General features: G+C 30.2%; 21 protein-coding genes. 2 read left to right on the top strand and 19 right to left on the bottom strand.

The window, feature by feature from the left end; all coding sequences use genetic code 11:
• Positions 1 to 188 precede the first annotated feature (188 nt).
• Together ACJDTP_RS09915 and ACJDTP_RS09910 are read left to right on the top strand one after the other, a co-directional pair.
• Complete coding sequence (locus ACJDTP_RS09915) at positions 189 to 860, top strand: metal ABC transporter ATP-binding protein (protein WP_406761064.1); 672 nt, start codon at positions 189 to 191, stop codon at positions 858 to 860.
• 33 nt (positions 861 to 893) lie between these two features.
• Positions 894 to 1,694, top strand: a complete 801-nt coding sequence (locus ACJDTP_RS09910; RefSeq protein WP_406761063.1) for a metal ABC transporter permease — start codon at positions 894 to 896, stop codon at positions 1,692 to 1,694.
• 16 nt (positions 1,695 to 1,710) lie between these two features.
• Here ACJDTP_RS09910 and ACJDTP_RS09905 read toward each other — a convergent pair whose 3' ends face one another.
• The 19 genes from ACJDTP_RS09905 to ACJDTP_RS09815 form a co-directional block, all read right to left on the bottom strand.
• Positions 1,711 to 2,835: a 2-aminoethylphosphonate aminotransferase gene (locus tag ACJDTP_RS09905; protein WP_406761062.1), complete on the bottom strand. Its 1,125-nt coding sequence runs from the start codon at positions 2,833 to 2,835 to the stop codon at positions 1,711 to 1,713.
• Positions 2,836 to 2,889: 54 nt separating this feature from the next.
• Positions 2,890 to 4,023 (bottom strand): phosphonopyruvate decarboxylase, encoded by a 1,134-nt coding sequence (gene aepY, locus ACJDTP_RS09900; protein ID WP_406761061.1) that lies wholly within the window; start codon positions 4,021 to 4,023, stop codon positions 2,890 to 2,892.
• A 131-nt stretch (positions 4,024 to 4,154) separates the two neighbouring features.
• The gene (gene aepX, locus ACJDTP_RS09895; protein WP_406761060.1) at positions 4,155 to 5,453 is read right to left on the bottom strand and encodes a phosphoenolpyruvate mutase; all 1,299 of its coding nucleotides are present in this window, start codon (positions 5,451 to 5,453) and stop codon (positions 4,155 to 4,157) included.
• A 107-nt stretch (positions 5,454 to 5,560) separates the two neighbouring features.
• A complete protein-coding gene (locus ACJDTP_RS09890; protein WP_406761059.1) occupies positions 5,561 to 6,352 on the bottom strand; it encodes a phosphocholine cytidylyltransferase family protein in 792 nt (263 codons plus the stop codon).
• 188 nt (positions 6,353 to 6,540) lie between these two features.
• Positions 6,541 to 7,539, bottom strand: a complete 999-nt coding sequence (locus tag ACJDTP_RS09885; protein ID WP_078114503.1) for a hypothetical protein — start codon at positions 7,537 to 7,539, stop codon at positions 6,541 to 6,543.
• 306 nt (positions 7,540 to 7,845) lie between these two features.
• Positions 7,846 to 8,505 (bottom strand): ABC-2 transporter permease, encoded by a 660-nt coding sequence (locus ACJDTP_RS09880; protein WP_406761058.1) that lies wholly within the window; start codon positions 8,503 to 8,505, stop codon positions 7,846 to 7,848.
• A gap of 156 nt (positions 8,506 to 8,661) precedes the next feature.
• On the bottom strand, positions 8,662 to 9,519 hold the full coding sequence (locus ACJDTP_RS09875) for an ABC transporter ATP-binding protein (RefSeq protein ID WP_078114501.1): 858 nt from the start codon (positions 9,517 to 9,519) through the stop codon (positions 8,662 to 8,664).
• A gap of 177 nt (positions 9,520 to 9,696) precedes the next feature.
• Positions 9,697 to 10,077 (bottom strand): GntR family transcriptional regulator, encoded by a 381-nt coding sequence (locus tag ACJDTP_RS09870; protein WP_017212540.1) that lies wholly within the window; start codon positions 10,075 to 10,077, stop codon positions 9,697 to 9,699.
• Between the two features lie 318 nt (positions 10,078 to 10,395).
• Positions 10,396 to 11,799 (bottom strand): cation:dicarboxylate symporter family transporter, encoded by a 1,404-nt coding sequence (locus ACJDTP_RS09865; RefSeq protein ID WP_078114500.1) that lies wholly within the window; start codon positions 11,797 to 11,799, stop codon positions 10,396 to 10,398.
• A gap of 263 nt (positions 11,800 to 12,062) precedes the next feature.
• Positions 12,063 to 12,998, bottom strand: coding sequence for a M14 family metallopeptidase (locus ACJDTP_RS09860; RefSeq protein ID WP_078114499.1), 936 nt, complete (start codon positions 12,996 to 12,998; stop codon positions 12,063 to 12,065).
• Positions 12,995 to 13,930 (bottom strand): M14 family metallopeptidase, encoded by a 936-nt coding sequence (locus tag ACJDTP_RS09855; RefSeq protein ID WP_077868018.1) that lies wholly within the window; start codon positions 13,928 to 13,930, stop codon positions 12,995 to 12,997. Before ACJDTP_RS09855 ends, ACJDTP_RS09860 begins: the two co-directional genes overlap by 4 nt.
• Positions 13,931 to 14,149: 219 nt before the next feature.
• The gene (gabT, locus tag ACJDTP_RS09850) at positions 14,150 to 15,490 is read right to left on the bottom strand and encodes a 4-aminobutyrate--2-oxoglutarate transaminase (RefSeq protein WP_077309247.1); all 1,341 of its coding nucleotides are present in this window, start codon (positions 15,488 to 15,490) and stop codon (positions 14,150 to 14,152) included.
• A 420-nt stretch (positions 15,491 to 15,910) separates the two neighbouring features.
• Positions 15,911 to 17,128: a PucR family transcriptional regulator gene (locus ACJDTP_RS09845; protein ID WP_077842385.1), complete on the bottom strand. Its 1,218-nt coding sequence runs from the start codon at positions 17,126 to 17,128 to the stop codon at positions 15,911 to 15,913.
• Between the two features lie 316 nt (positions 17,129 to 17,444).
• Entirely contained in the window at positions 17,445 to 18,152 is a 708-nt protein-coding gene (locus ACJDTP_RS09840) for an amino acid ABC transporter permease (protein WP_406761057.1), read from the bottom strand.
• Between the two features lie 58 nt (positions 18,153 to 18,210).
• Positions 18,211 to 19,095 carry a substrate-binding periplasmic protein gene (locus ACJDTP_RS09835; RefSeq protein WP_017212546.1) on the bottom strand — a complete coding sequence of 295 codons (885 nt, stop codon included), beginning with the start codon at positions 19,093 to 19,095 and terminating at the stop codon, positions 18,211 to 18,213.
• Between the two features lie 80 nt (positions 19,096 to 19,175).
• On the bottom strand, positions 19,176 to 19,901 hold the full coding sequence (locus ACJDTP_RS09830; RefSeq protein WP_406761056.1) for an amino acid ABC transporter ATP-binding protein: 726 nt from the start codon (positions 19,899 to 19,901) through the stop codon (positions 19,176 to 19,178).
• 280 nt (positions 19,902 to 20,181) lie between these two features.
• Complete coding sequence (locus tag ACJDTP_RS09825; RefSeq protein ID WP_406761055.1) at positions 20,182 to 21,003, bottom strand: carbon-nitrogen hydrolase family protein; 822 nt, start codon at positions 21,001 to 21,003, stop codon at positions 20,182 to 20,184.
• Positions 20,957 to 22,402, bottom strand: a complete 1,446-nt coding sequence (locus ACJDTP_RS09820; protein WP_406761054.1) for an APC family permease — start codon at positions 22,400 to 22,402, stop codon at positions 20,957 to 20,959. Before ACJDTP_RS09820 ends, ACJDTP_RS09825 begins: the two co-directional genes overlap by 47 nt.
• A gap of 107 nt (positions 22,403 to 22,509) precedes the next feature.
• Positions 22,510 to 23,640, bottom strand: coding sequence for an iron-containing alcohol dehydrogenase (locus ACJDTP_RS09815; protein WP_077856651.1), 1,131 nt, complete (start codon positions 23,638 to 23,640; stop codon positions 22,510 to 22,512).
• Positions 23,641 to 23,816: the final 176 nt, after the last annotated feature.

The raw sequence follows: 23,816 nt of genomic DNA, 5'->3' as shown, positions 1-23,816 counted from the left end.
AGTATATAAAATCATATGATTAGGATATATGTTCATAATCAAAAGCGGCTTTCTATGACAATTTTTTATAGTAGTGTAGTATAAAATAGTTATTGTATTGGATATTAATCATAATATAAAAATATATTCTATTGCAAATTATTTGCATTTAAGTGTATAATATAATAATGCTTTAAGGAGTTGATAATTTGATTACTATAAAAAATCTATCGTTTTCTTATACAAAAGGAACAGATTTATTAAAAAATATTAATCTTAATATACCTACAGGAACTTATCTATCTATACTTGGTGAAAACGGAAGTTGTAAAAGTACATTAGTAAAACTTATATTAGGTCTTTTAAAACCTGATAGTGGTTGCATAAGTTTAGATTCTAATAAAGTTTCATATGTTTCACAAAGACTAGATAATTTCAATGCAGAATTTCCAATAACAGTTAAGGAAGTTCTATCGTGTCATGCTAAAACAGTAGGTATTAAGAATTCAAAGTGCATTCAAAGTTCTCTAAAAAATGTAAACATGAGTGAATTTAGCAACAAGTTAATAGGAACCCTTTCAGGTGGACAACAGCAAAGAATATTTATTGCTAGAGCGTTAATAGGTGATCCCGATCTAATAATATTAGATGAGCCATCAACTGGAATAGATGAAAAGAGCCAAAATGAAATATATCCTCTACTCCAAAGTTTAAATAAGGATTTAGGAAAAACTATTATCTCTGTTGAACACAACACTAAGGTTGCATTAAAGTATTCAACACACATTTTAAAATTAGAGAATTGTGCTATGAAATTATATACAAAGGATGATTTTAAAAGATATCTAGAATCTGAAGATTCATTTTACAACATAATTTAAGTGGTTAAACTATATTTAGGAAGGTAATAATTTATGTTTCAATTAGGTTTTATGCAGAATGCATTTATTGCTGGCTTTATTGTTTCTATACTGTGTCCCTTTATAGGACTTTTTATTGTTCTTAGACGTTATTCAATGATTGGTGATACATTGTCCCATTCATCTTTTGCTGGAGTCGCAATAGGTCTTCTTTTAGGAGTTGACCCACTCTTAACTGCATTTTCATTTACTAGCATTTGTGCTCTTGTAATAGAATTTCTAAGAACGTATTATAAAAAATACGCAGAACTTGTCATGTCAATTGTTCTGACATTGAGTTTAGGAATAGCTATTATTTTAATAAGTAGTGGTAAAGCTTCAGCTAAAGTAGATTCGTTTTTATTTGGAAGTATTTTAACTGTAACAGACTCTGACATATTATTAATCGCTATCGTTGGAGGAATATGCCTTATATGTCTTCTATTTCTATATAACAAATTAATATATGTAACTTTTGATGAAAACGGAGCAAAAACAGCTGGAATAAATGTTAAGCTGGTTAATTATATTTTTACTTTGCTTGTTGGTGCAACAATTTCTCTTTCTATAAGAGTTATGGGTATCCTTGTTGTTTCATCAATCATAGTAGTCCCAGTTGCAACAGCTATGCAATTAAAAAAAGGGTTCACTAAGACCCTAATTTTTGCTATTATTTTTGGTTTTGTGGATGTTATGATAGGACTTATATCTTCTTATTATATAAATAGTGCACCTGGTGGTACTATTGCCTTAATATCGGTTATAGTTCTTCTATTAACATTAATATTTAAAAGATTTTTTAATTATAAAGATTAGGCTAATACAGGTATTATTATATAATACCTGTAAAATACTCTTCTAATATTTTTACAAATCTCCTCATATCATCTGGATATATATCACCTATATTAGCTATTCTAAATGTGTTTTCTGAAGATATCTTTCCTGGATATATAGTAAATCCCCTGCTATATAAGTAATCATGTAATCTATCGAATTTATAATTTTCTATCTGTGGCTCAATTACTGAAGTCAAAAGCATTGATGATATATTTTTATCTATTAGTCTATTTAAATTGAGTTTATCTAGTCCATCCCATAAAATTTTACAACACTCTTTATATCTTTTATATCTCTTCTCTATTGTCTCACCCTTAGCTTCTATTATTGCCTGCTTTAATGCATAAAGTATTTGAACTGGCGGCGTAAATCTCATTTGATAATTATCTTTAAAATATGAATATTGTTTGTATATATTAAGGTAGAGGTTTCTAGGTTTTATATTTTGAGTATTATTCAAAACCTTCTTATCTGCTACTACAAAGCTTATTCCTGCCATACCTTGTATGCATTTATTTGAACTCGATGCTAAATATTTTATATTCATCTTATACATATCTATAGGAATACCTGCAAATGAACTCATAGCATCTACTATCATCTCAACACTATATTTCTTACAAATCTCACCTAATAATTCTATGTCATTTAATATCCCTGTTGTAGTCTCATGATGGACTACCGCTAAATGACTTATAACTCCACAATTATTTATTTTACTTTCTTCATTATTCTTTTTAATTACTTCTTCCAACTCTTTTAAGTTTATTGTTTCTATTGGAGAGCTTTTGAATTCTATATAATTCAAATTATATATTTCTGCAATTTCACACATTCTCTTGCCATAAGCTCCATTATTAATTATCAATATTGTTTTATTATCAACTACCGAACTTAAAATTGCCTCAACTGCTGCAGTTCCCGATCCTCCAAATAATATAGTTGTATATCTTTCACTTGAACCTACAAATTCAGTAAGTTCTCTTGATATAAACTCCATAATGCTCCCAAATTCTTTTTCTCTCGGGCAAATATCTGGTACAATCTGAGCGAATTTTACTGTATCCGATGTGGTAGCTGGTCCTGGATTTAATAATATATTTCTTCTGATTTCCAAATTAATTTCCTCCCTGTATAGTTTTATCAAAAAAACAACAACTCACCATGTATATTAATTCTCTAAAAATTTCATAAACATTTCCTTATTTTCAATTGGTGTTGTTGTAGGTCTTCCCAAATTTTTTCTTGAACCTTTTTTTACTTTTATCTCTAAAAATATAGGACCTTTCTCATTGCTTATTTTTTCCGATAACCTAACTAATTCATCTCTTGAACTACACGAATAGAATTTTTTATATCCACAAGCTTTAGCAATTGCTAAAGTATCTATTTTAAATCCTACAGTTTCTTGACCTCCTACTGAATCATGAGCTCCATTATTTATCAAAATATGCTTAAGATTATCTGTATTTTGATTTCCTATTATAGCTAAACCACCAAGATGCATTATTAAAGCACCATCCCCGTCAATACAATAGACATCTCTGTCTTTTCTGCTTAATGCAATTCCCAATGCTATTTGAGATGCATGTCCCATAGATCCTACTGTTAAAAAATCCTTACTATGATCTCCATTATATCTTTCTCTCAATTCAAAAAGCTCACGAGAAGCCATTCCAGTTGTCGATACTACAACTGATTTTTCTTTCGCTTTAGATATTAATATTTCTATAGCATCTTCCCTAGTCATTTCTAAATCCAAAGTTTTATCATACTTTATTTGATATTCATCAAAAGTATCTCTCTTCACTACCAATGCATAGGGCTCGTTATTTTCCTTCATATAATTATTTGCGTTCCTTACCTTTTTCCTCATTTCATCATTGCTTGTGTTATTATCTAAAATATCATATTTAATGCTTAGAAGATCTAATATTTCGATTGTAACAAGTCCTTGTTTCTTATGTTGAGGTTCATCTTTCTTATTTGGCTCACCTCTCCATCCAACTATTAAAAGCACTGGTATACTATAGACCAATTTGTCTGTAAGTGATGCAAGTGGATTTAATGCATTTCCAAGACCTGAGTTTTGCATGTATACTAGGCCAATTTTCTTTGTTGCTAAGTGGTATCCCGCCGCTATTCCTATTGCATTCCCCTCATTAGCTGAAATTATATTCTTTTCGCTACTTACATTTTCCTTAATGTATGCACAAAAAGACTTTAGTAAAGAATCTGGAACACCCGTAAAGAAATCTATATTGTTATTTAATAGCTCATTATAAAACTCTTTTACTTCAATCATTCTTTTTAACTCCTTTAATATTACGCTTATGAAAACTATATTTTCAGCATACTCCAAATATAATATTTTAATAGTCAAAAAATTGAACAAGCACTCAAATATATATAATTTCAGTTGTTTACTTAATTTTTTTACATTCCTCCTGGAATCAAAGTAAGTATTTCTTTTATAGGCATGCAATTGATTGAAGCCTCTTTAGATCGTCCATTCTCTAAAATACTTTTCGCTGTATTTACCATAGCTGGATATGCACTTCTTATCAGATGATTTGCATAAATAATAACGTTAACTCCTAATTCCATTAACTCTTCCTCTTTCATAAAATTATATGAAGTTGGCACTACCACTAAAGGTACTCTATTTTCAAACTCATTATATCTTCTACAGAATTCAATGATTTCTCTTCCATCTCTCTCTTTACTATGAATCATGATACCATCTGTTCCTGCTTCAATATAAGCTTTAGCCCTTTTTATAGCATCATCCATTCCAGCGCCTGCAATTAAACTTTCAATTCTTGAAATTATCATAAAATCACTAGTTACTCTCGCCTCTCTCCCAGCCCTTATTTTGTCACAAAAATGTTCTATTGTATCTTGAGTTTGCTCCACTTCTGTTCCAAATAATGAATTTTTTTTAAGGCCAGTTTTATCTTCAATAATAATAGCTGAAACTCCTAACCTCTCTAAAGTCTTAACTGTATAAACGAAATGTTCAATTTGTCCTCCTGTATCTCCATCAACTATTATTGGTTTTGTTGTTACCTCTAAAATATCATTAATTGTATTTAATCTTGATGTTAAATCTACCAATTCTATATCAGGTTTTCCCTTAGCTGTTGAATCACATAATGAACTAATCCACATTCCATCAAACTCTTTTATTTTCCCATCCTTTTGAACTTTAGTCTTTTCAACAATAAGTCCTGTTAAACCATTATGAGCCTCAAGTATTCTTAGAGGTTTATTGGAATAAATTAATTCCTTTAGGCCTTTCATTCTCATTTGAGGCGTTATACCTATTTGGGATAATTCTTCATCTAATTTTGAAATGGAAACCCCTTTAGTATATGGAACTTCTATAAGTTCTCCTTCCCATTGTTTTAACACCTCTATAACTTTTTCTCTTAATTCTTTTTGCGAGCCTTCCTTCCAATCATCCCCGTGAAGAACATAGTTAGGTTTAATTTTAAGAAGGTTTGGAACTTGATCTAAGCTTTCTTGAGGAACTACAGATATAACTCCTTTAATATTACTAATCACTTCTTTTCTCTCATCATATTTCATTATTGGATTTCTCCAGTAACCTCTTATAACCTCATCTGTATGCAATCCCACTATTATATCTCCAAATTTTCTTGCTTCATTTAGTACATTTAAATGTCCTTGATGAATTATATCAGCACTCATAGCCACATAAACTGTCTTCATATTCTTTCACACTCTCCTATTTTCTACATTTTTATATGCATATTTCTAGACGTTAAAACTCAACCATAAAAAATCTATTAACCTAGCGCATATCCAAACATTTTCCTCTATACTGCTCTCTCTTCTGAAATTTTTTCTAGCTTTGGTATAATTGATTTCTTTATTCTTTCAAGATGATTTTTATCATCTATTTCTCCCCATACTAAATTTTCAATCTTTAAATATCCTACTTTTCTTTTTTTAGCAGCATCAAATATTGCGTCCTCATAATCGTATTTCTTTGTCATCTCGAACTTATCTTCAAAAATATTATCACAATCATATATTTTTCTATTAAATTCTTTATATTGCTTCAACATTTCCTTATACAACTCTAATGATATTTTAGAAATTCCAACCAATTCCCCATATACATGTCCTATATCTTCTCTTTTTTTAGATATTTTATATAAGTTATTATCTCTAACTTCTACAAAGCATTCATCTCCAGAATCCGTTTTTCCACTTAGTAAAATACAATCATTTTCTTCAAAATTTATAGTCTTTATTAGTGCATAAACCTCATATATTAAATCACTTTCAAGTAGCAAAAAGTCTTCTTTTAATTCCTCTTCAAGAATTGATAGTGAAGTCATGCTGCCGGTAGCTTTATATTTTCTATTTTTTCTTGTTTCTATATAATTTTTATCTTTTGCTAGCTCATCATAAAATTCATGCAGATGTCCTGTCACTATATAAATCTTATCTATGCCTAGACTTCTTAATTTCTCAATAGATCTTTCTATCAAGCTTTTTCCATTTACCTTTATAAATCCTTTTGGTAACATACCCTTTGTTATATCCTGCAATCTTGATCCCATTCCAGCTGCTAAAATTACTGCTGTTTTTACTTTACTCATTTTCCCCCTCCACACGGTTCATATTTTGAACAAAATTATCTTAACATCTTTCATTGTTCAAAACAATATGTTCATACAAAAATTTACTTTAATTCTAAAAATATATTCAAAAAAAATGAACCACTCCTTATCTGTTTGATAGGAAGTGGTTCATTTTAATAAAGCTTTTATTTTATTATTTTAAAGTATTATTTTGATACTACATTTGTAGATGATGCTATAGTTGTGTTTGTTGCTGGAACCATTAATTTATTAAACTCTTCTTGAGAAACTTTTAATGTGCTAGTTGGGAAAGTTATCCCTTTGACATCACTCTTAGTATCTGTTGTTTTCATAGTTAATGAAATAGTTCCAAAATCTTTAATTTGTAAATTCATGTTGAAATCTGAGCTATAACTATTATCTGCAAATACTTCTTTTGAGTTAATAGTTGTTCCAGCTAATGATGCCTTAATTTCAGATAATGATTTATCAAATTCTGGGCTATTAGCAGCAGTTTTCATCTGTGTAATACTTTCAGCTGGCAATCCTAACTTAAATGTACTATTAAGATTATCTAAATTATTAGCTGTTGCTTTTAATGCTTTTGCAGCTAAATCTACAGTTTTATCTGCATCAAGATTTATTGTATATTCTCTTCCATTTTGAACGAAAGGTAAATCAAGATCAGCGCTTCCTCCAAATATCATCTTTCCGAATTCAACCATTCCATCTGGTTGAGTCATTAATGATTTTAATTTTGTTGCATCAACACCTGATGCTTCTGTATCAATACCTATATACTCTTGAGTTATATTATTTAAACCTGTTGGAGCGCTTTGTCCAGTTAAAGAAGATATCCCTTGGTAAAAGCTCTTATTTATATAACTTGTAGTTCCATCGCAATATGCTTTAAGTTCTGGAATATTAAGCTTTCCTGCTGGATCAGTAAATGTCATATCAACATATGATTTGTCTTTTGCTGTATATCCAGTAGCCGCAAATTTTATTTCTTGTTTTGTTTCAGTTCCATCTTTTCCTTTTACATTGATATTTAAGTCTCCATCAATGCTTGATGTTGTTGCTTCCCATTTAGACGTATTTGAAAGTTCCTGTGCATAATTAAGTGTTGCTTGGCTACATCCAGCCATTGTTCCAACAGTTAAAGCTGCTGTCATAATGAATGCCAAAGTTTTTTTCATTTTCATTTTTCTTTCCCCCTGTAAATACTCATTATTTATCCGATAGCTAGCATCCGTAACACTCCACTTCTTTAAGCTGGAGATAACGGCTGCACGCTCCTGGATAAGTTCAACTAAGATTCAGATGGGGATCAAACCCCACCTGAATCAAGTTTCACTTGATGATAAAAATACAATGTATGTTAATAATTTACTTTTCATCATATTTCTATTATACATATTTTTGATTAATAAATGATAGAAAAAAATATTAAATTTACCTTAATTTATACTTAATATTTCTAAATATTTTTTAACAAATATCTTTACACACTATATTTCTTTTGCTTTACATATCTTATATGAAATTAGATATGAAATATATCCTATAAGTGCTGTGACTAACATGCTGATAATTATTAATATTAACTTATTATTTATAATAAAATCTAAAGAATTCTCTAATATAAAACCATCCTTATTTACCAAAAGTGATGGTAACGCAAATATGAAGAATGCAGGTAAAAGATATACCAATAGTGATACTGCTTTACCCTTTTCCATTCCAAATTTATAATATATAGGATATTGAATAAAACAAGTTATTAAACTCATTAAACCGCAAAATATCATAATTAAAATTTCGAATTTTTGAGCTCTATTAATTTGGTATAGATATGTTGCAATAGATGTATTAATGAGAAATATAAACAAAGCCACACCTATTAAATACAAAAACCTTCCAAGAACCATATCAGAAATTTTACCAGGAAACATATAATACATTTGAGTACTTTTTTCATTACCTTGAGTACTAAATGGTACTGTTGCTAAAATTATTAAAAAGAAAAATAAGTATGATAATGCCATACTGTATGTTTCTCCTGAAAACATAACCAAAGCACAAAATATTGCTGGTCCTAACACATAAAGCCTAATACTTTCTTTTATTAATCTTAAATCAAATTTTAAATAACTTATTGATCTACTCATATTTTAAAACCTCTTTCTCTTTATAAATTCTACATATAATTAATACTAAAACATAATATATATGTCACAATTCACAATTCCAGTTAAAATTCTTGCAATATTTTTAGAATTATGATAGAGAATTATTCTTGCAACGTATATGCATAGAATATTTTATTACTGATCCCTTTTTCCATTGATATAAAATATCACAATGTTATCCATTGATGGTTTTTCTACTAGCAAATCTTTACTTATATACTCTCTATTCTTTGAATCAATTAATCCTTCAAATCCAAAATTAGAAGACTTATATCCAATTAACTTCTCTTTTAATTCTTCTGTTAAATCATCAAGACCACCTTTAACCAATAGATGATTTTCTAGTACATTCTCTGTTATATCATAAAACACCTTTTCTCCATTATTAATAAAGAATAGATAATCTGTTATCTTTTCAAGATCGCTTGTTATATGGGTTGAAAATAGAACACTTTTTTCTCCATCCGCTATATATTCCTGTAATATCTCTAAAACTTCATTTCTAACTACTGGATCAAGGCCACTTGTTGGTTCATCTAATAGAAGAAGTTTTGTATTTCTTGATAAAATACTTGCAAAAGATAATTTAACTTTCATTCCCTTTGAAAATTCTTTTATTTTTTTCTTATAAGGAAGGTTCCATTTTTCAGCATATTCATTAAATTTGCTTTCATCAAATGAAGTATAAAAATCTTTTAGCGTACTAATTACATCTTTTAATGTAAAATTTATTGGAAAATAGCATTCATCTCCGATAAATCCTATCATGTCTTTATAAACTTCTTCTCCATCCTCATAACTCTTGCCAAATACTTTTATTACTCCACTATCCTTTTTTAATTGATTCATTATAAGCTTTATAGTCGTTGTTTTCCCAGCACCATTTTGTCCTACATATCCTAATATATAACCTTTTGGCAATTCTAAATTTATATTCTTAAGTTCAAAGCCATCAAATGTTTTATTTAAATTCTTTATTTCAAGTGCATTCATATTTCCCTACTCCTTAAAATCATATTCTTAATAATAACGTGCATTGTAATAATTAAACTTCCACATATTCTATCCGATAGCTAGCATCCGTAACACTCCCTTATAACGGCTGCACGCTCCTGGATAAGTTCAACTAAATTCAGCTTGAGTATAAAACTCAACCTGAAATTTTTCACTTTATGTAATTTGCTCATCTGCCAATGTTTTTAGCATAACCACTAATTCATCATTTGATATATTAGCTAGTTTCCCATTTTCAATAGCAACCATGAGGGCTTCTTCTATTTTCTTTAAATATTGTTCCCTTACCATTTCGCTATCCTTAGGAAGTACATAACTTCCCTTTCCTCTAAGCGTTGCTATAAACCCTTCACTTTCAAGGTCAGAATAAGCTCTGGTTGTGGTAATAACACTTATCCCTAAGTCCTTCGCCAGCTGTCTTATTGATGGCAAAAACTCATTTTCTAAAATTTCGCCTGATAGAATTTGTTCTTTTATTTGAGCTTTAATTTGCTCATAAATAGGCAAATCAGATTTATTAGAAAGTAATATTTTCAAATTACTACTTCGCCTCCTTTGTGTTCATACTGTATATATACAATATATACAGTATGAACAGTTTTGTCAATAATTTATTGTTTATTTTATTTCTATTACTGTAACACTCATACTTCTTTAAGTTGAAGATAGCAGCTATACTACATTATATAAGTTTAGCCAATATTAAGATGAAGTCCAAAATACAACGTAATCAAGTTTCACTTAATAATAAAGTCTTTAAAGTTAGTTTATATTATTAATACACTTTCAATTCAAAAAGACCATTAGGTGATTTATATTCTCACCTAATGGTCTTTAATATCTTAATTCTATTTTTTAATTTCCTTCTGCTATGACTTTATCCTGAACATTATTAAATACATCTTTATCCAATTCATTAAAGCTCTTAGCAACTGTTACTGCTGTAACCATTGATCCATCAACATTAAGCGCTGTTCTCGCCATATCTAATATCGGATCTATTGCAAGTATTCCTCCTGCAATAGGGAAGAAACTTCCCATTCCCATTCCTGATATTACTACTGATACTGACATTATTGCTGTTCCTGGTAATCCAGCTATTCCAAATGAACTTATAATTATAGTAATTACCAGCATAGCGTAGAAGCTAAAATCCATTGGAGTTCCAGACATATTTGCAATTGTAACAGCCATTAATGCTGGATATATAGCAGCACAGCCATTCATTCCCATATTAGCTCCAAGACTTCCTGCAAAACTTGCAATTCCTTTTTCAACTCCGACTTTTTTATTCAAAGTCTCAATTGTAACTGGTAAAGTTCCAAGACTTGATCTAGATGTAAAAGCCAAAACTAACGGCTCAATTACATTTCTTAAATATTGAATAGGATTTAAGCCATTAAGTGAAATTATTACAAGATGAATTACAAATACAATAATAACACTTACATATAAAGCAACTATGAAATTAACCACATTTATTATTGCTGATATTCCATTTGATGCAACTGTATTTGAAAGTAGTGGTAATACAGCATATGGCATAAATCTGATAACTGTTCTAGCTACAGTAGTCATTATGTTATAGAATGCCTCTATAACATCTATTGCTGGTTTTATAATATCTTTGTTAGTCTTACTTAGTTTTCTTATAGCTATTCCAAGAAATGCTGCAAATATAACAACAGCCACTATGTTTGCATCTGCCATTGCTTTTATTGGATTTGCTGGTAAAAGTCCTCTCATAGTATCTACAAAAGATGTTATTTCTTTTAGTTCAGCTTTACTTTGGATTGCTTCAACTCCAACGCCAAGTCTAAATAAATTTCCGATTATTATAGCAACTATTGAAGCAATAGCTGTAGTTCCTAATAAAACAAATATTGATCTAGAAGTAAGTTTTCCTAAACTTTGTTTTTCATCCATGTTTATTATAACTTTTAACATTGAAAGAAAAACTAATGGTACTACTAACATTTTTAATAGGTCCATGAATCCATTTCCTACTAGCCCATACCATTTTGTAACCTCACCTATCCAGGTAACATCCCCTGTATTGCTTGGAAATCCTGCTATAAATTGTATTATAACTCCAAGTAATAATCCTCCCACAGTTGAAATAATCATACGTTTTGAAAAGTTTAATCCAGCCTTTTCTAACTTGTAAAGTCCATAGAATAGACCTATTAAAATCGCTATAAATATTATTGGTTTATAGCTTGTTATCATTATAAATTTTGAAAAAAATGTACTATCCATTGTTCCCTCCTACAATTCCTATAATTCCTATATAATTAGTATACTTATAGTATCAATTATATGATCATATGTCAATAAAAGTTAATACTATTTTTAAATATATTCTTCCTGAAAACATATACTTCTTAATACTTTATAATAATTATGGAATACTTATTATTACTTTAATCAAAATATCATTTAAAATTTATGACAAAAAAATAACCACCATGAATATAACTTTCAATTATCAAAAGCTAATATTCATAATAGTTATGTAAATTTTACTCATGAAGTCTTCTTATTATTTTATATGCAACCACATTTTCCATGACCATTGGTGATTTATGAGCAAAAAAGATTATTCCATCAGTAGGAGATGTAATTTTTTCAATGATTTCACCTTCATATGGATGGATTATTTCTGCAAGAATATCCCCTCTTTCCACTCCATCTCCTGGATTTTTTAACCTTCTATATATTCCACCTGTAGTAGTCTTTACCGAAAGCAAATCATCTTCCTGCAAAACACTAGCTATGTATCCACTGTGACTAGTATACTTTATAACTCCCATTCTAGTTAAAAATCTTAATACAGCCACTACTGCATGTTTGGCAGAAACTTCATCAATTTGATCTGTTGCATTTGTATATAAAGAGAAAGCACTTGCATTCCACATCTGCCAATTGTAGTTTAATGTCATGGTATCATAAGGTTTCGGCTTACGAATTAATACATACTGAAGTCCAAATAAATTTGCAAGACTTGGACTCTGATATCCTGTTTCCATCATCCTTATATGCGGAATAAAATCTCCAGGCATATAAAAACTAGCAAATTGTATTCCATACGTATAATCCTTAACTTGTTCAAAAACACCGCTTGCGATTCTCTGAGTTGTTTCCCCATTTACTTCTCCAGGGAACATTCTATTTATATCAGTGTTGTCCATTGTCCAAAATCTTTTTCCTATATTCATTGAATGAGGATTTACACAAGGAATCACAAGAATTTCGCTATGTCTTGAAATTGCTCCCCTTTGCTCTAACTTAGTTAAAGTTTTAATCAATTGAGAACACGTATATAATTGCTGTATCTCATTTCCCCTTATTGCGCCTACTATGCATGCCGACTTTCCACCTTTTCCAAATTTATATCCTGTTATTCTCATATCATCTCTATGAGGTGACTTTAATGTATATATTATTTCTTTTATCATTTTACACCTCCAAGTACCCTCGCAATAAGTGATCCTTCATAAACAACTGGGTATTCTCTCAATGTAAATACTACTCCATCACAAGATGAAATAACCTCTTCTTCTATTTCTCCAGTTAAAGAATTAAAAATCTCTCCAATTTTTTCTTCTCTTTTTATTTCATCCAAATGTTTTACACAAGGCATAAATATTCCTGATGAATTAGCATTTATAAAATTCACTTCTTTTTCAGTTGATATTATGGGGTCTCTTACAGGATTTACTGTACCATTCCATATGTCCAATTTTTTCATTAAATTAAATATACCTTCCACTAATTGATCCCCATATTCTTGTGTAATTCTCATTCCAACCCCCATCTCTACAAGCAATGTTGGTATATTTTTATTATTTAAGCTATATGTAAGTGTTGATTCCAGAACAGTAGACTCTGGATGAACCCATATAAAATCCATATTCAACAGCTTTGCATAAGGTACTAATTTCTCCTTTATATGCTCACTCACTCTAACTTGAGGCACTTCTCTCAAAAATATATTGCTTGCATGCAGGTCTATGCATATATCAGCCCCTTCTATATCTTCAATAATTTTAGCTGCAACATGTTCTGCCATTGCTCCGCTTTCAGATCCTGGAAATATTCTATTCATATCTAAATCAAATGTTGGCATTCCCCTATGTACTGAATCTATTCCAAGCGGATTTAAAGATGGATATATATCAACAATTCCATTTAAGTATTTAATATTTTCTTTAATTTTTCTTATTAATTTATAACATACATATTGACCTTCAAGTTCATCTCCATGAAGACCCGTTATAATACATATTCTTTTAGCCTTTTCATTAATATTTACTGACGTAAGTCTATTTTTTTTGATTACTAACTTTTCATCAACCGCTAATCCTAAAGATACTACCGTTTCTACCATGTTCCCCTCCATATGCTCACACTCAAAAACCTATTCTGTAAAAACAATCTAAATTAATATTATTATTGTAAAAAAATTTTCTTTTATACAAAAAATAAGCAAAGAATCCCACTGTGTGAGCTTCTTTGCTTTAATCTAATATTACTACTTGGATATTTTATTGTCAAACTTTTTTACATTCCATATATAAAAGTACTTTCTAAAATATTTGAATATTATTTATATACACTCTTTTATTGATTCTTCCAATACATCCATTCCATATTTAACTTGTTCATCTGTCATAACTAGCGGTGGTAGGAAACGAATTACATTTCCAAGTATACCTGCATTTAAGAATATAACACCATTTTCATAACATTTTTTAATTATAGATTTAACTAAATCTGCTGCTGGCTCTTTTGTGCTTCTATCCTTTACAAATTCTAATCCTACCATTGCACCTAAACCTCTTACATCGCCTATAACTGTATACTTTTCCTTCATCTCATTTAGTCTTTCCATAATATATCCGCCAAGTTTTAATGATTTTTCACATAGATTTTCTTTTTCAATCTTCTCAATAACTTTAAGCGCTGCTACGCATCCAAGAGGACTTCCAGAATATGTTCCGCCAATTCCACCAACACATGCTGAATCCATTATTTCTTTTTTAGCCACAACTGCGCTTAGCGGTACTCCGGCAGCTATTGATTTTGACATAGTGATAATATCTGGTTCTATACCATAATGTTCATGTGCAAACATTTTTCCTGTTCTTGCAAATCCTGCTTGTATCTCATCAACTATAAATACTATATTGTTCTCATTACAAACTTTTTGCAATTCTCTCATGTATTTTGCAGATGGAACTACAAATCCACCTTCACCTTGTAATGGCTCAATTATTAAACATGCAATCATGTCTGGAGAAAGTGTTGTTTTAAGCATAGTTTTTAGCCTATTAATACATTCATCTGCATATTCTTCTTCTGAAACTCCGAGTGGTGCTCTATATGAATAAGGGAAATCAAATTTATATGTTTCTGGTGCAAATGGTCCAAAACCATTTTTGTATGGTTTATATTTACTTGTTATTGACATAGTCATATTTGTACGACCATGGAAAGACCCAGTAGCTGAAAGTACTCCTGTTTTCTTAGTATAAGTTCTTGCTATTTTTATAGCATTTTCTACTGCTTCTGCTCCACTATTAGCAAACATTACTTTCTTTTCGTAATCTCCAACTGTTATTTCAGTTAATTTTTTTGCCAAAGCACCGTAAGATTCATATGTTACTACATTATAGCTTGGGTGAATAAATAATTCTGTTTGTTTCTTTATCTCTTCAACAATCTCAGGATCACAATGTCCAACATTTTGAACACCAATTCCTGCTGCAAAATCTAAAAATACATTTCCATCTACATCTTTAATTAATGCTCCCTTTGCTTCAGCTATAGCAATACCAGTTGATACTGAAACTCCATCGGCAACATATTTTTTTCTTTCCTCTAATATCTCTATTGATTTAGGACCTGGTATTGATGTTACTAATTTTACATTTGATTCTTCTATCATTATAAAACCCTCCATTAACGTTTATTTTCTTAATATATTTCTAATTCCATAAAAAAGGAGCCATCATGTTTATTTACACGAAAGACTCCATTGCCTATAAAATTTATTTAAATTTCTTAACTTGTTTATATAATAATACTTTCTACTTTTCTTTTCTATGTCCAAGCATTATAATGTTTTTGTCTATCTTGACTAAACTCCCAACATCAAATACATATAAACATATTAAAACTTAGATTAATACATGATCAAAATTAATGTATTAGTGCACATTGACCATATTATTTATTTTTCAAATATTTTATCAATATATAACTTAGGTTTATTTTGAGACTTACTGAAATCATAAATATTTTAATTCCGAAAAACTATGCAATATTGCTGAAGCTAAGTATCAAATTGCATACATTATTTATCTGCCTATTTAAGAATTTTACCAATGTCTAATGCAATCTTTACTTTAATACAATCATTAAAATTTCGTAAATCGCAATTCAATAATTCCTCTATCTTTTTTATTTTATACTTAAGGGTATTTCTATGAAGAAATAGCTTTTCCGCTGTAACTGTGATATTACAATTTTCATTTAGATACATTTCTAATATTTCAATTAAATTATTATCTTTATTATCGGCACCACTAATTGGACCTAAAACTTCTGAAAAATAGTTTTGTAATATGCTCCTATTCTCAACACTAAAAAGCAGGCTGTAAATTCCTATATCTTTGTATCTTGTAATTGTGTCATCTAAACCTTGGCATTTAGCACTATCTATCGCTAGCTCCGCTTCATTTAATGATTGTTTCATCATTTTTAAATCCTTATATGAGTTACCTATGCCTACACTTACAGACATTCCATCCATGCGATTCTTTGTAGCTGACTGTATCTCTTTTAAAGCCTTGTCTAATCTATTCATGCAATTTTCTTCTGACCTAATAAAAAAGATTACAGCATCATCCTTATCTATTATTGGCACCTTTAGCGCATGTTTATCAAGTATATCTTGAACTATTTTTCTAAAGTTTATTTTAATCTTAGATATACTTTTCTCATCACCTAAATTCTTTAACTTTAAATATCTCTCGAAACCATCAATATCTATAACGCATATGCAACATCCCCCTGATAGGTTATATCCAAAATATGCGGCCTTTTGTATTGCATCTCCTTCTAATTCACCATCTCCAAATAGAATATTACTTAAAAAATGTGATAGAGAATTCTCTTCAATACGAGATAAAATAATAGCATTGCTAATTTCCCTTGAGACTTCAACCAATTTAACCTCCCAAGGTAATGTGAACAATGGAATTTCAAGTTCATTAGCGAGTTTAATCGCCTCTTCAGATACATTCCTTATGTATGGACCTATATTTACTATTAAGCCCGAACCATTTTTCTCACTAATTCCTTTAATAAAATCTAATAATAGCCCTTCATTTTCTCTAATTCCAACGCCGGTTATAAATATGATTTCTCCACCTTGCAGCCATTTAATTCCCTCCAATGGATTCTCAAAACATTCTGCCACATATATCCACTCTATGCTTTTTTCTAAGCCACCTTCTCCACCAACAAGATTAATTTTTCTTAAGGAATCTAATTTAAGTATATCTTTTACCGAAATTGACATAAACTTCACCCTTGCCCCTCTAATTATTTAAAATGTCATCTTTATTTATTATATTTTTATGATAATATCTCCACATAAAAAAAGATATAATATTATGATAATTTTTTCATATTAAAAAGAAGGTTGAACAAATTCCTATTACTCTCAATATTTATTGATATAATTAGAATTTGCTCAACCTTCTACTAACAATTTTTCATATGCTCTTTTAATATGGGTAAATACCTTGATTCTTAGTTACAGTTTTTACATAAATGTTTATAATAGAAAATAATTTACCAGGTGATACCTAAATAATTGTTCACCATATACCTCACTAGTTAAATTTCAACATCTTTTTTTCTATCAGTTTTACTAGTTGTGCAAGTGGTAAACTTAATATTAAATAAAATCCTGCTAAAATTGTATATGATTCGATAGTTAAAAATGACTGAGATGCATAGCTTTGGGTACGTAATAATAATTCACTAACCGAGACATATGCAAGAAGTGATGTATCTTTTAACATCATTACAAGGTAATTTCCAAAGACAGGTATTACATTGCGAAGTGCCTGCGGTATTATTATTCTAAACATAGTTTGATTACTTGTAAGTCCTAATGCTAATGCTGCTTCTGTTTGCCCTCCATCTATTGATAATATTGATGAACGAATAACTTCCGATATGTAGCAGCCATAGTTAATTCCAAGACCTATTGTTCCCGCAACTAGTGAACTTATTTTAAATTGATATCCTGGATTCCAGATTTGTACAATAATAGATACTAAAAGTGGTACTACATAATACATATATACTAATTGAACTAATAAAGGAGTTCCCCTTATAAATTCTAAAAATACTAATAAAAATCCTCTTAAAATTTTTATTTTACTAATACGACCAATTGCAATAAATAATCCTAAGACTATTGCTAAGAAAAATCCAAACACTGTCGCTTGTACTACAACCCACAGACCTGCCTTTAATGAAGGCACCAAGAACTTGAAAGCTGTACTAAAATCTAGATTAGATAAAATATCCATATTCATTTCCTCCCCTTCTAAAAAAGAATCCGTCTGGATTCTTTTTTAGTTTATATTGTTACTTGTCAGAAGCTTTACCATCTTCTACTGATACAAAATAATCTTCATTCATTCCATACTTCTTAAGAAGTTTTAATATTGTTCCATCTTTCTTCATTTCATCAATCTGTTCGTTAACTGCATCTGCTAAAGCTTTATCATTTTTTCTAACTGCTGCTGCTATCATTCCAGATGTTTCAGCTTTATATGGAGATAATATCTTTAAATTAAGACTGCTATCTTGTGATAATGTATACCCTGCAACCATTCCATCAGTTATACATGCATCTACCTTACCAGTATTTACTGCTAACATTAATTCAGATTGACTTCCAAATACTTTAACATCTTTCACTGATCCATCTTGTTGCCACTTTTGAGCTGTTTCAAGAAATGCTGTACCTTTTTGCCCACCCAATGTTGCATTCTTCAAATCGTCTTTACTTGCAATTTTTGAATCCTTAGGAATTACTATGGCTTCACCTTCCTTATACCATATGTTTGTAAATAATGCTAATTTCTTACGCTCGTCTTTAACATACATTCCATCTGTTACCATATCTACTGTATTATTATTTAACTCAACCAACAGGTTTTCAAATGGTATTTGCTTCATTTCAACTTTATTAATTCCCAATCTTTTTGCAACTTCTGTTATGATTTCTGCATCAATTCCAGTAAATTCATTTGTTTTAGCATCCATAAATGCAAATGGTGCATCATTTGATGAAGCAACTGTTAATACCCCTTTTTCTTTTGCAGCTGCTAATGTATCCTTTGATTTATCATTACCTGCTGATGTTGATGTAGTACTAGAACTTCCCGAACCACATCCCGTCATAAATCCAATACAACTCATTATAACCATTGTTACAACTAATAATTTTTTCCCTAGTTTCTTCATAATTAATTTCCCCTTTTCGTAATTATTTTTAAGGTTGAATCTTTTGATTATTTATATTACTTCAAATTTAATATGTAAATTTAATTTAAAACTCTAGATAAAAACTCCTTTGTTCTTGGATTTTTTGGATTTGCAAAAATCTCTTTTGGTGTACCCTCTTCAACTATATAACCCTTGTCCATAAAAATTACTCTGTCAGATACATCTCTAGCAAATCCCATTTCATGAGTAACAACTACCATAGTCATACCATCCTTAGCTAATTGTTTCATAACATCTAACACATCACCAACCAATTCTGGATCTAACGCTGATGTAGGTTCATCAAATAAGAGCATCCTTGGTTCCATTGCTAGCGCTCTTGCTATTGCAACTCTTTGCTGTTGCCCACCAGATAGAGTCCTAGGATATACATCTGCTTTGTCTTTTAAACCAACCTTTTTAAGAAGTTCTAGAGCTATTTCCTCAGCCTCTTTTCTATTTTTCTTTTTTGTAAGCACAGGTGCCAAAATAACATTTTCTATCACTGTGTGTAGTGGAAATAAATTATATTTTTGAAATACCATTCCTACTTCTTCCCTAAGAGAACGGCTATCAACATTCTTACCCAGTATATTTTTACCATCATAGAACATTTCCCCATCTGTTGGAACTTCAAATAAATTTAAACACCTTAAAAATGTGCTTTTACCAGATCCTGATGGTCCTATTATGCAAACTACTTCCCCTTCTTTTATGTCTACACTTATATTTTTTAAAACCTCTAACTCTCCATATTTCTTTGATAGTTCATTAACCTTATACATATTCTCAACTCCACTTCATCTAAAGTAATAAGAAAAAGGCGCACCGTTTTTTTCTTACAGTGCGCCTTCGCATTTAATATTAAATTATTACATTGTTTTGCGTTAGGATAATATTATCATGGTAGTTACCCTATTTCTATAACCATAAATAACAATTTTTTTGTGCAGTATGCACACTATTTGATTCAACACTAAGTTTATTCAATAATACTTGAATCTATCAATCCAACTACAATTTGTATACAATATCTAACTTCCTTGTTAGATATATTTTAAGTTGTTAGTACTCTTTTATTATCTCTTTGTATAGTTCAGGTCTTCTATCTTTAAATAAAGTGTAGTATTCTGATCTAAGCTTTCTAGGCAATTCTAAATCTATTTCTCCAGATATTACTCCCTCTATCTCATCATTTAACTCTTTTAATGGTCTTCCAACAGGATCCACTATTTTACTATGGCCAAAAAAGCCCAATTCTTTATCTTGTCCAATTCTATTAGCTGCTACCAAATATATGCAATTATCAAACGCTCGTGCTCTTGTTACTAGATCCCAATCATCAGAATATGGCTTTTCCCAATTAGTATTAACCACAAGAAGCTCAGCCCCTTTCAAGCAATAAGTCCTTGCAACTTCTGGAAATGCAGTATCCCAGCAAATCATTACTCCAATTTTTCCAAAAGAGGTATTAAAAATTGGGAACTCACAGCCTGCTTTAAAATATCTTTTTTCTGTATCAAATAGATGTACTTTTCTATATACTCCGGCCACTCTCCCGCTACTATCTATACACACAGATGAATTGTAAAGAACATCTGTTAGATTACCATCTTTTTCTGGAAAGCCATAAACTATATTAGTACTAAATTTTTTTGCAAGTTCACTTATGACTTTTATACTATTACTACTTTCTACTACTTCAGCTAGGTCTTTAAATTTATTGCCGCATTCATATCCAGATGTTATTAACTCAGGAAATACTATTAAGTCAGTTTCACTATCTTTCTCCATAATCTCATTTATGAATGTAACCATCTTTTCTAAATTATACTTTACATTATTTAGTTTTGGCTCCATTTGAACGCAAGTAACTTTTATTTTCATCTTTCCATCCCCTTACTTCTAATACGTAACCCTCTCTCTTTTCATCACTTTTAATCTTACTTTTTCCAAATATATTACTAATAGCAAAGCCTATTATAATCCATGCCAATACTATATATGGGAATAGGTTATTAGGAAACTCTGGTATAGGATAAACATTAGAATATAATACATATAACAAGGCTGCTATTGATGCTATTGGTATTATTAAATGAGTTTTTCCCCATACTTTGTTTCTTGTAAAGTAAACCATGGCTCCTATACTTGTAAATATATACGAAACAAGTATAGCTAATGATCCTATTGTTGCCAAATAATCAAATACTTCTATACCATCATGTTTAAATAATGCAACTTGAACTATATCTGATATTACTATTATTAATATTAATCCAAAATATGGTGTATTGTGTTTAGGATGTATTTTCATCATCGCTTTTGGCATTATTCCATCTCTACCTAATGCAAATAACATTCTTGAACCAGCACAATAAGATCCAAGCGCACAAGAAAAGTTTGAACATGCAGCAACCAACATCAATATTGTACCAAATCCTGCTGTCATATATTTTGTTGATAAATCTGAAAGTGGAAGTGTTGAAGAAGATAACGCCTCAAGTCCTTTTGCATCAAGACCAAAACCTATAACTTGTGCATAACTACAAACTAAGTAAAATAAACCTGATAAAAATACAGCACTTATTATTGCTATTGGAATGAATTTTTTAGGATTCTTTGTTTCTTCACCTAAACTTGAAGCGCTTTCAAAACCTATAAAAGAAAGAAATGCAAATACTGAAGTTGAAGCTAAAGCTGATGTGCTAACCCCGTTACTCTTAAAAGGAATCAAGCTCAAACCATTTGTAGTACCAACTTTAATTAAAATTACAACTGAAAGTAATAGTATAAGTAATATTGATATTCCTTCTATTACTAGAATAATTCTATTACATATCTTTGCATCAATGATTCCTAATGCAATCATTGCAATAGATGCTATTATTGAGATTGGCATCCAATTCACATGAAATCCAAATACAGATAAAAATCCAGAGAAGAAATTACCAAACCCTGCTGCAGTGCCTCCTGCTAATGCAATATAGGCAAGTAATAGTGCCCATCCAGATGTAAATCCCATTTTATTTCCTAGGGCTGTTTTAGTAAAAGCATAAAGTGAGCCTGATGCAGATATATAATGATTAAATTTTATAATCGAATATGATACAAGACCTACTACTATAGTTGAAATTAGAAATACAAGTGGTGCAGAAAACGAGCATGTCTGCGCCATTAGAGATATATTTAATGACATCGCTGCTGTTGGTGCTATAATAGCCACTGATAAAGCCACTGTTTCAATAATACTTAAATTATCCTTCTTTAAACCTGATTTTTCCATAATTATTCCTCCTAATAAATATTTTTTTAATCTTGATAACACAAAAGGCGCACTGATTTTTATTTCAGTGCGCCTTTGCATCTAATAAATTATTTTAAATTTCTATATTATAATGACTTGTAATATATATCCTTAATTTCTTCTAATGAAAATTCCTTAGGATGATTTGCTATACTTGGTTTTGAAACCTTCATACAGTTTTCAGCCATCCATTCTACATCTTTTTCTGTAATCCCAAGCTCTCCTAAAGTAACTTTCAAATCAATTTTTTTCAGAAAGTTTCTTATAGCATCTGCACAATCTTTTGCATCAGTTCCTCCTAATAGTTTAGATATGTTACTGTACTTTTCTAAATTACTTTCCCACGATTTTTCAGCAATAATTGGTGTAAGGGCTGCCAATCCTTTGCCATGAACAATATCATGTAATCCGCTAGCTGGATGTTCGAGTCCATGAGGTGCAGTTACTCCTGCTATTCCTATCACCATTCCACCTAATGTACTTGCTAAAGTTACACTATCCCATGCATCTAAATCACTTGGATCATTGTACACCTTAATTAAGTTCTCTGATAATAATTTTATTCCATAAAATGCTTTCATATCTGTTAACGGCTGTCCTATTTTTGATAAATAGGCTTCCATATTATGTGCTAACGCATCAAATCCAACAGATGCAAGTATGCCCTTTGGCATTGTCACCATAAGTTCTGGATCAATAATTGATGCTTTTGCAATAATTATATTTGTTCTAAGGGATTTCTTATCCTTAGTTTCAGGATTTGTAAGAACTGAAAAACAGTTTCCTTCACTTCCAGTCCCACATGTTGTCGGAACTAGAACTATAGGCAATGCTTCACTCCCTTGTTTAATACCAAATATATATTCTGATATATCTCCAGGATTTTTAGCTGAAAAGGCTATACTTTTGGCTGCATCCATAATACTTCCACCACCAAGCCCTAAAACAACATCACATCCAGTTTCTTTGATAACATCTACACCTTCATATACAGTTGTAGTAAGTGGATTTTGCTCTACTTTATCAAAAATTTCATATTGAACTTTTGCTTCATTTAACAAATCTATGGTTTTATCAAGTAAACCACTTTTTTTTGTACTGTTTCTACCAGTTACAATAAGCGCTTTCTTTCCATACTTAGCAACCTCAGTTCCTATTTCATTACTTCTCCCTCTCCCAAATAGAAGATTTATTGGTAAATTATAATTAAAATTCATTTTAACTCCCCCTAAGTAGTTTAATTGTTGATTCTAAACTACCGATAATTTCTGTTTATCTTAGCATTTTCTTATAATCTTAATTTTCAATAAAAGAATATAAAAAAGTGGCTGCGCCACGCTCCTTCGGAGAAATATATTAAAATATAAATCAAAACTATAGAGATTTACTTTTC

It is taken from the genome of Candidatus Clostridium helianthi, from assembly GCF_045310795.1.
Lineage (GTDB): Bacteria > Bacillota > Clostridia > Clostridiales > Clostridiaceae > Clostridium > Clostridium helianthi.
The sequence above is the reverse complement of the archived record's forward strand: the minus strand, read 5'-3'. Positions and strand labels throughout refer to the sequence as shown.

Coding starts and splice junctions, on each gene's coding strand:
- ACJDTP_RS09825 (WP_406761055.1), bottom strand. CDS start 21,003: ATGAAAATAAAAGTTACTTGCGTTCAAATGGAGCCAAAACTAAATAAT.
- ACJDTP_RS09865 (WP_078114500.1), bottom strand. CDS start 11,799: ATGGATAGTACATTTTTTTCAAAATTTATAATGATAACAAGCTATAAA.
- ACJDTP_RS09840 (WP_406761057.1), bottom strand. CDS start 18,152: ATGGATATTTTATCTAATCTAGATTTTAGTACAGCTTTCAAGTTCTTG.
- ACJDTP_RS09835 (WP_017212546.1), bottom strand. CDS start 19,095: ATGAAGAAACTAGGGAAAAAATTATTAGTTGTAACAATGGTTATAATG.
- ACJDTP_RS09830 (WP_406761056.1), bottom strand. CDS start 19,901: ATGTATAAGGTTAATGAACTATCAAAGAAATATGGAGAGTTAGAGGTT.
- ACJDTP_RS09815 (WP_077856651.1), bottom strand. CDS start 23,640: ATGAATTTTAATTATAATTTACCAATAAATCTTCTATTTGGGAGAGGG.
- aepX (WP_406761060.1), bottom strand. CDS start 5,453: ATGAAGACAGTTTATGTGGCTATGAGTGCTGATATAATTCATCAAGGA.
- ACJDTP_RS09820 (WP_406761054.1), bottom strand. CDS start 22,402: ATGGAAAAATCAGGTTTAAAGAAGGATAATTTAAGTATTATTGAAACA.
- ACJDTP_RS09910 (WP_406761063.1), top strand. CDS start 894: ATGTTTCAATTAGGTTTTATGCAGAATGCATTTATTGCTGGCTTTATT.
- ACJDTP_RS09855 (WP_077868018.1), bottom strand. CDS start 13,930: ATGGTAGAAACGGTAGTATCTTTAGGATTAGCGGTTGATGAAAAGTTA.
- aepY (WP_406761061.1), bottom strand. CDS start 4,023: ATGATTGAAGTAAAAGAGTTTTATAATGAGCTATTAAATAACAATATA.
- ACJDTP_RS09890 (WP_406761059.1), bottom strand. CDS start 6,352: ATGAGTAAAGTAAAAACAGCAGTAATTTTAGCAGCTGGAATGGGATCA.
- ACJDTP_RS09875 (WP_078114501.1), bottom strand. CDS start 9,519: ATGAATGCACTTGAAATAAAGAATTTAAATAAAACATTTGATGGCTTT.
- gabT (WP_077309247.1), bottom strand. CDS start 15,490: ATGATAGAAGAATCAAATGTAAAATTAGTAACATCAATACCAGGTCCT.
- ACJDTP_RS09860 (WP_078114499.1), bottom strand. CDS start 12,998: ATGATAAAAGAAATAATATATACATTAAAGTCACCTCATAGAGATGAT.
- ACJDTP_RS09885 (WP_078114503.1), bottom strand. CDS start 7,539: ATGAAAATGAAAAAAACTTTGGCATTCATTATGACAGCAGCTTTAACT.
- ACJDTP_RS09880 (WP_406761058.1), bottom strand. CDS start 8,505: ATGAGTAGATCAATAAGTTATTTAAAATTTGATTTAAGATTAATAAAA.
- ACJDTP_RS09845 (WP_077842385.1), bottom strand. CDS start 17,128: ATGTCAATTTCGGTAAAAGATATACTTAAATTAGATTCCTTAAGAAAA.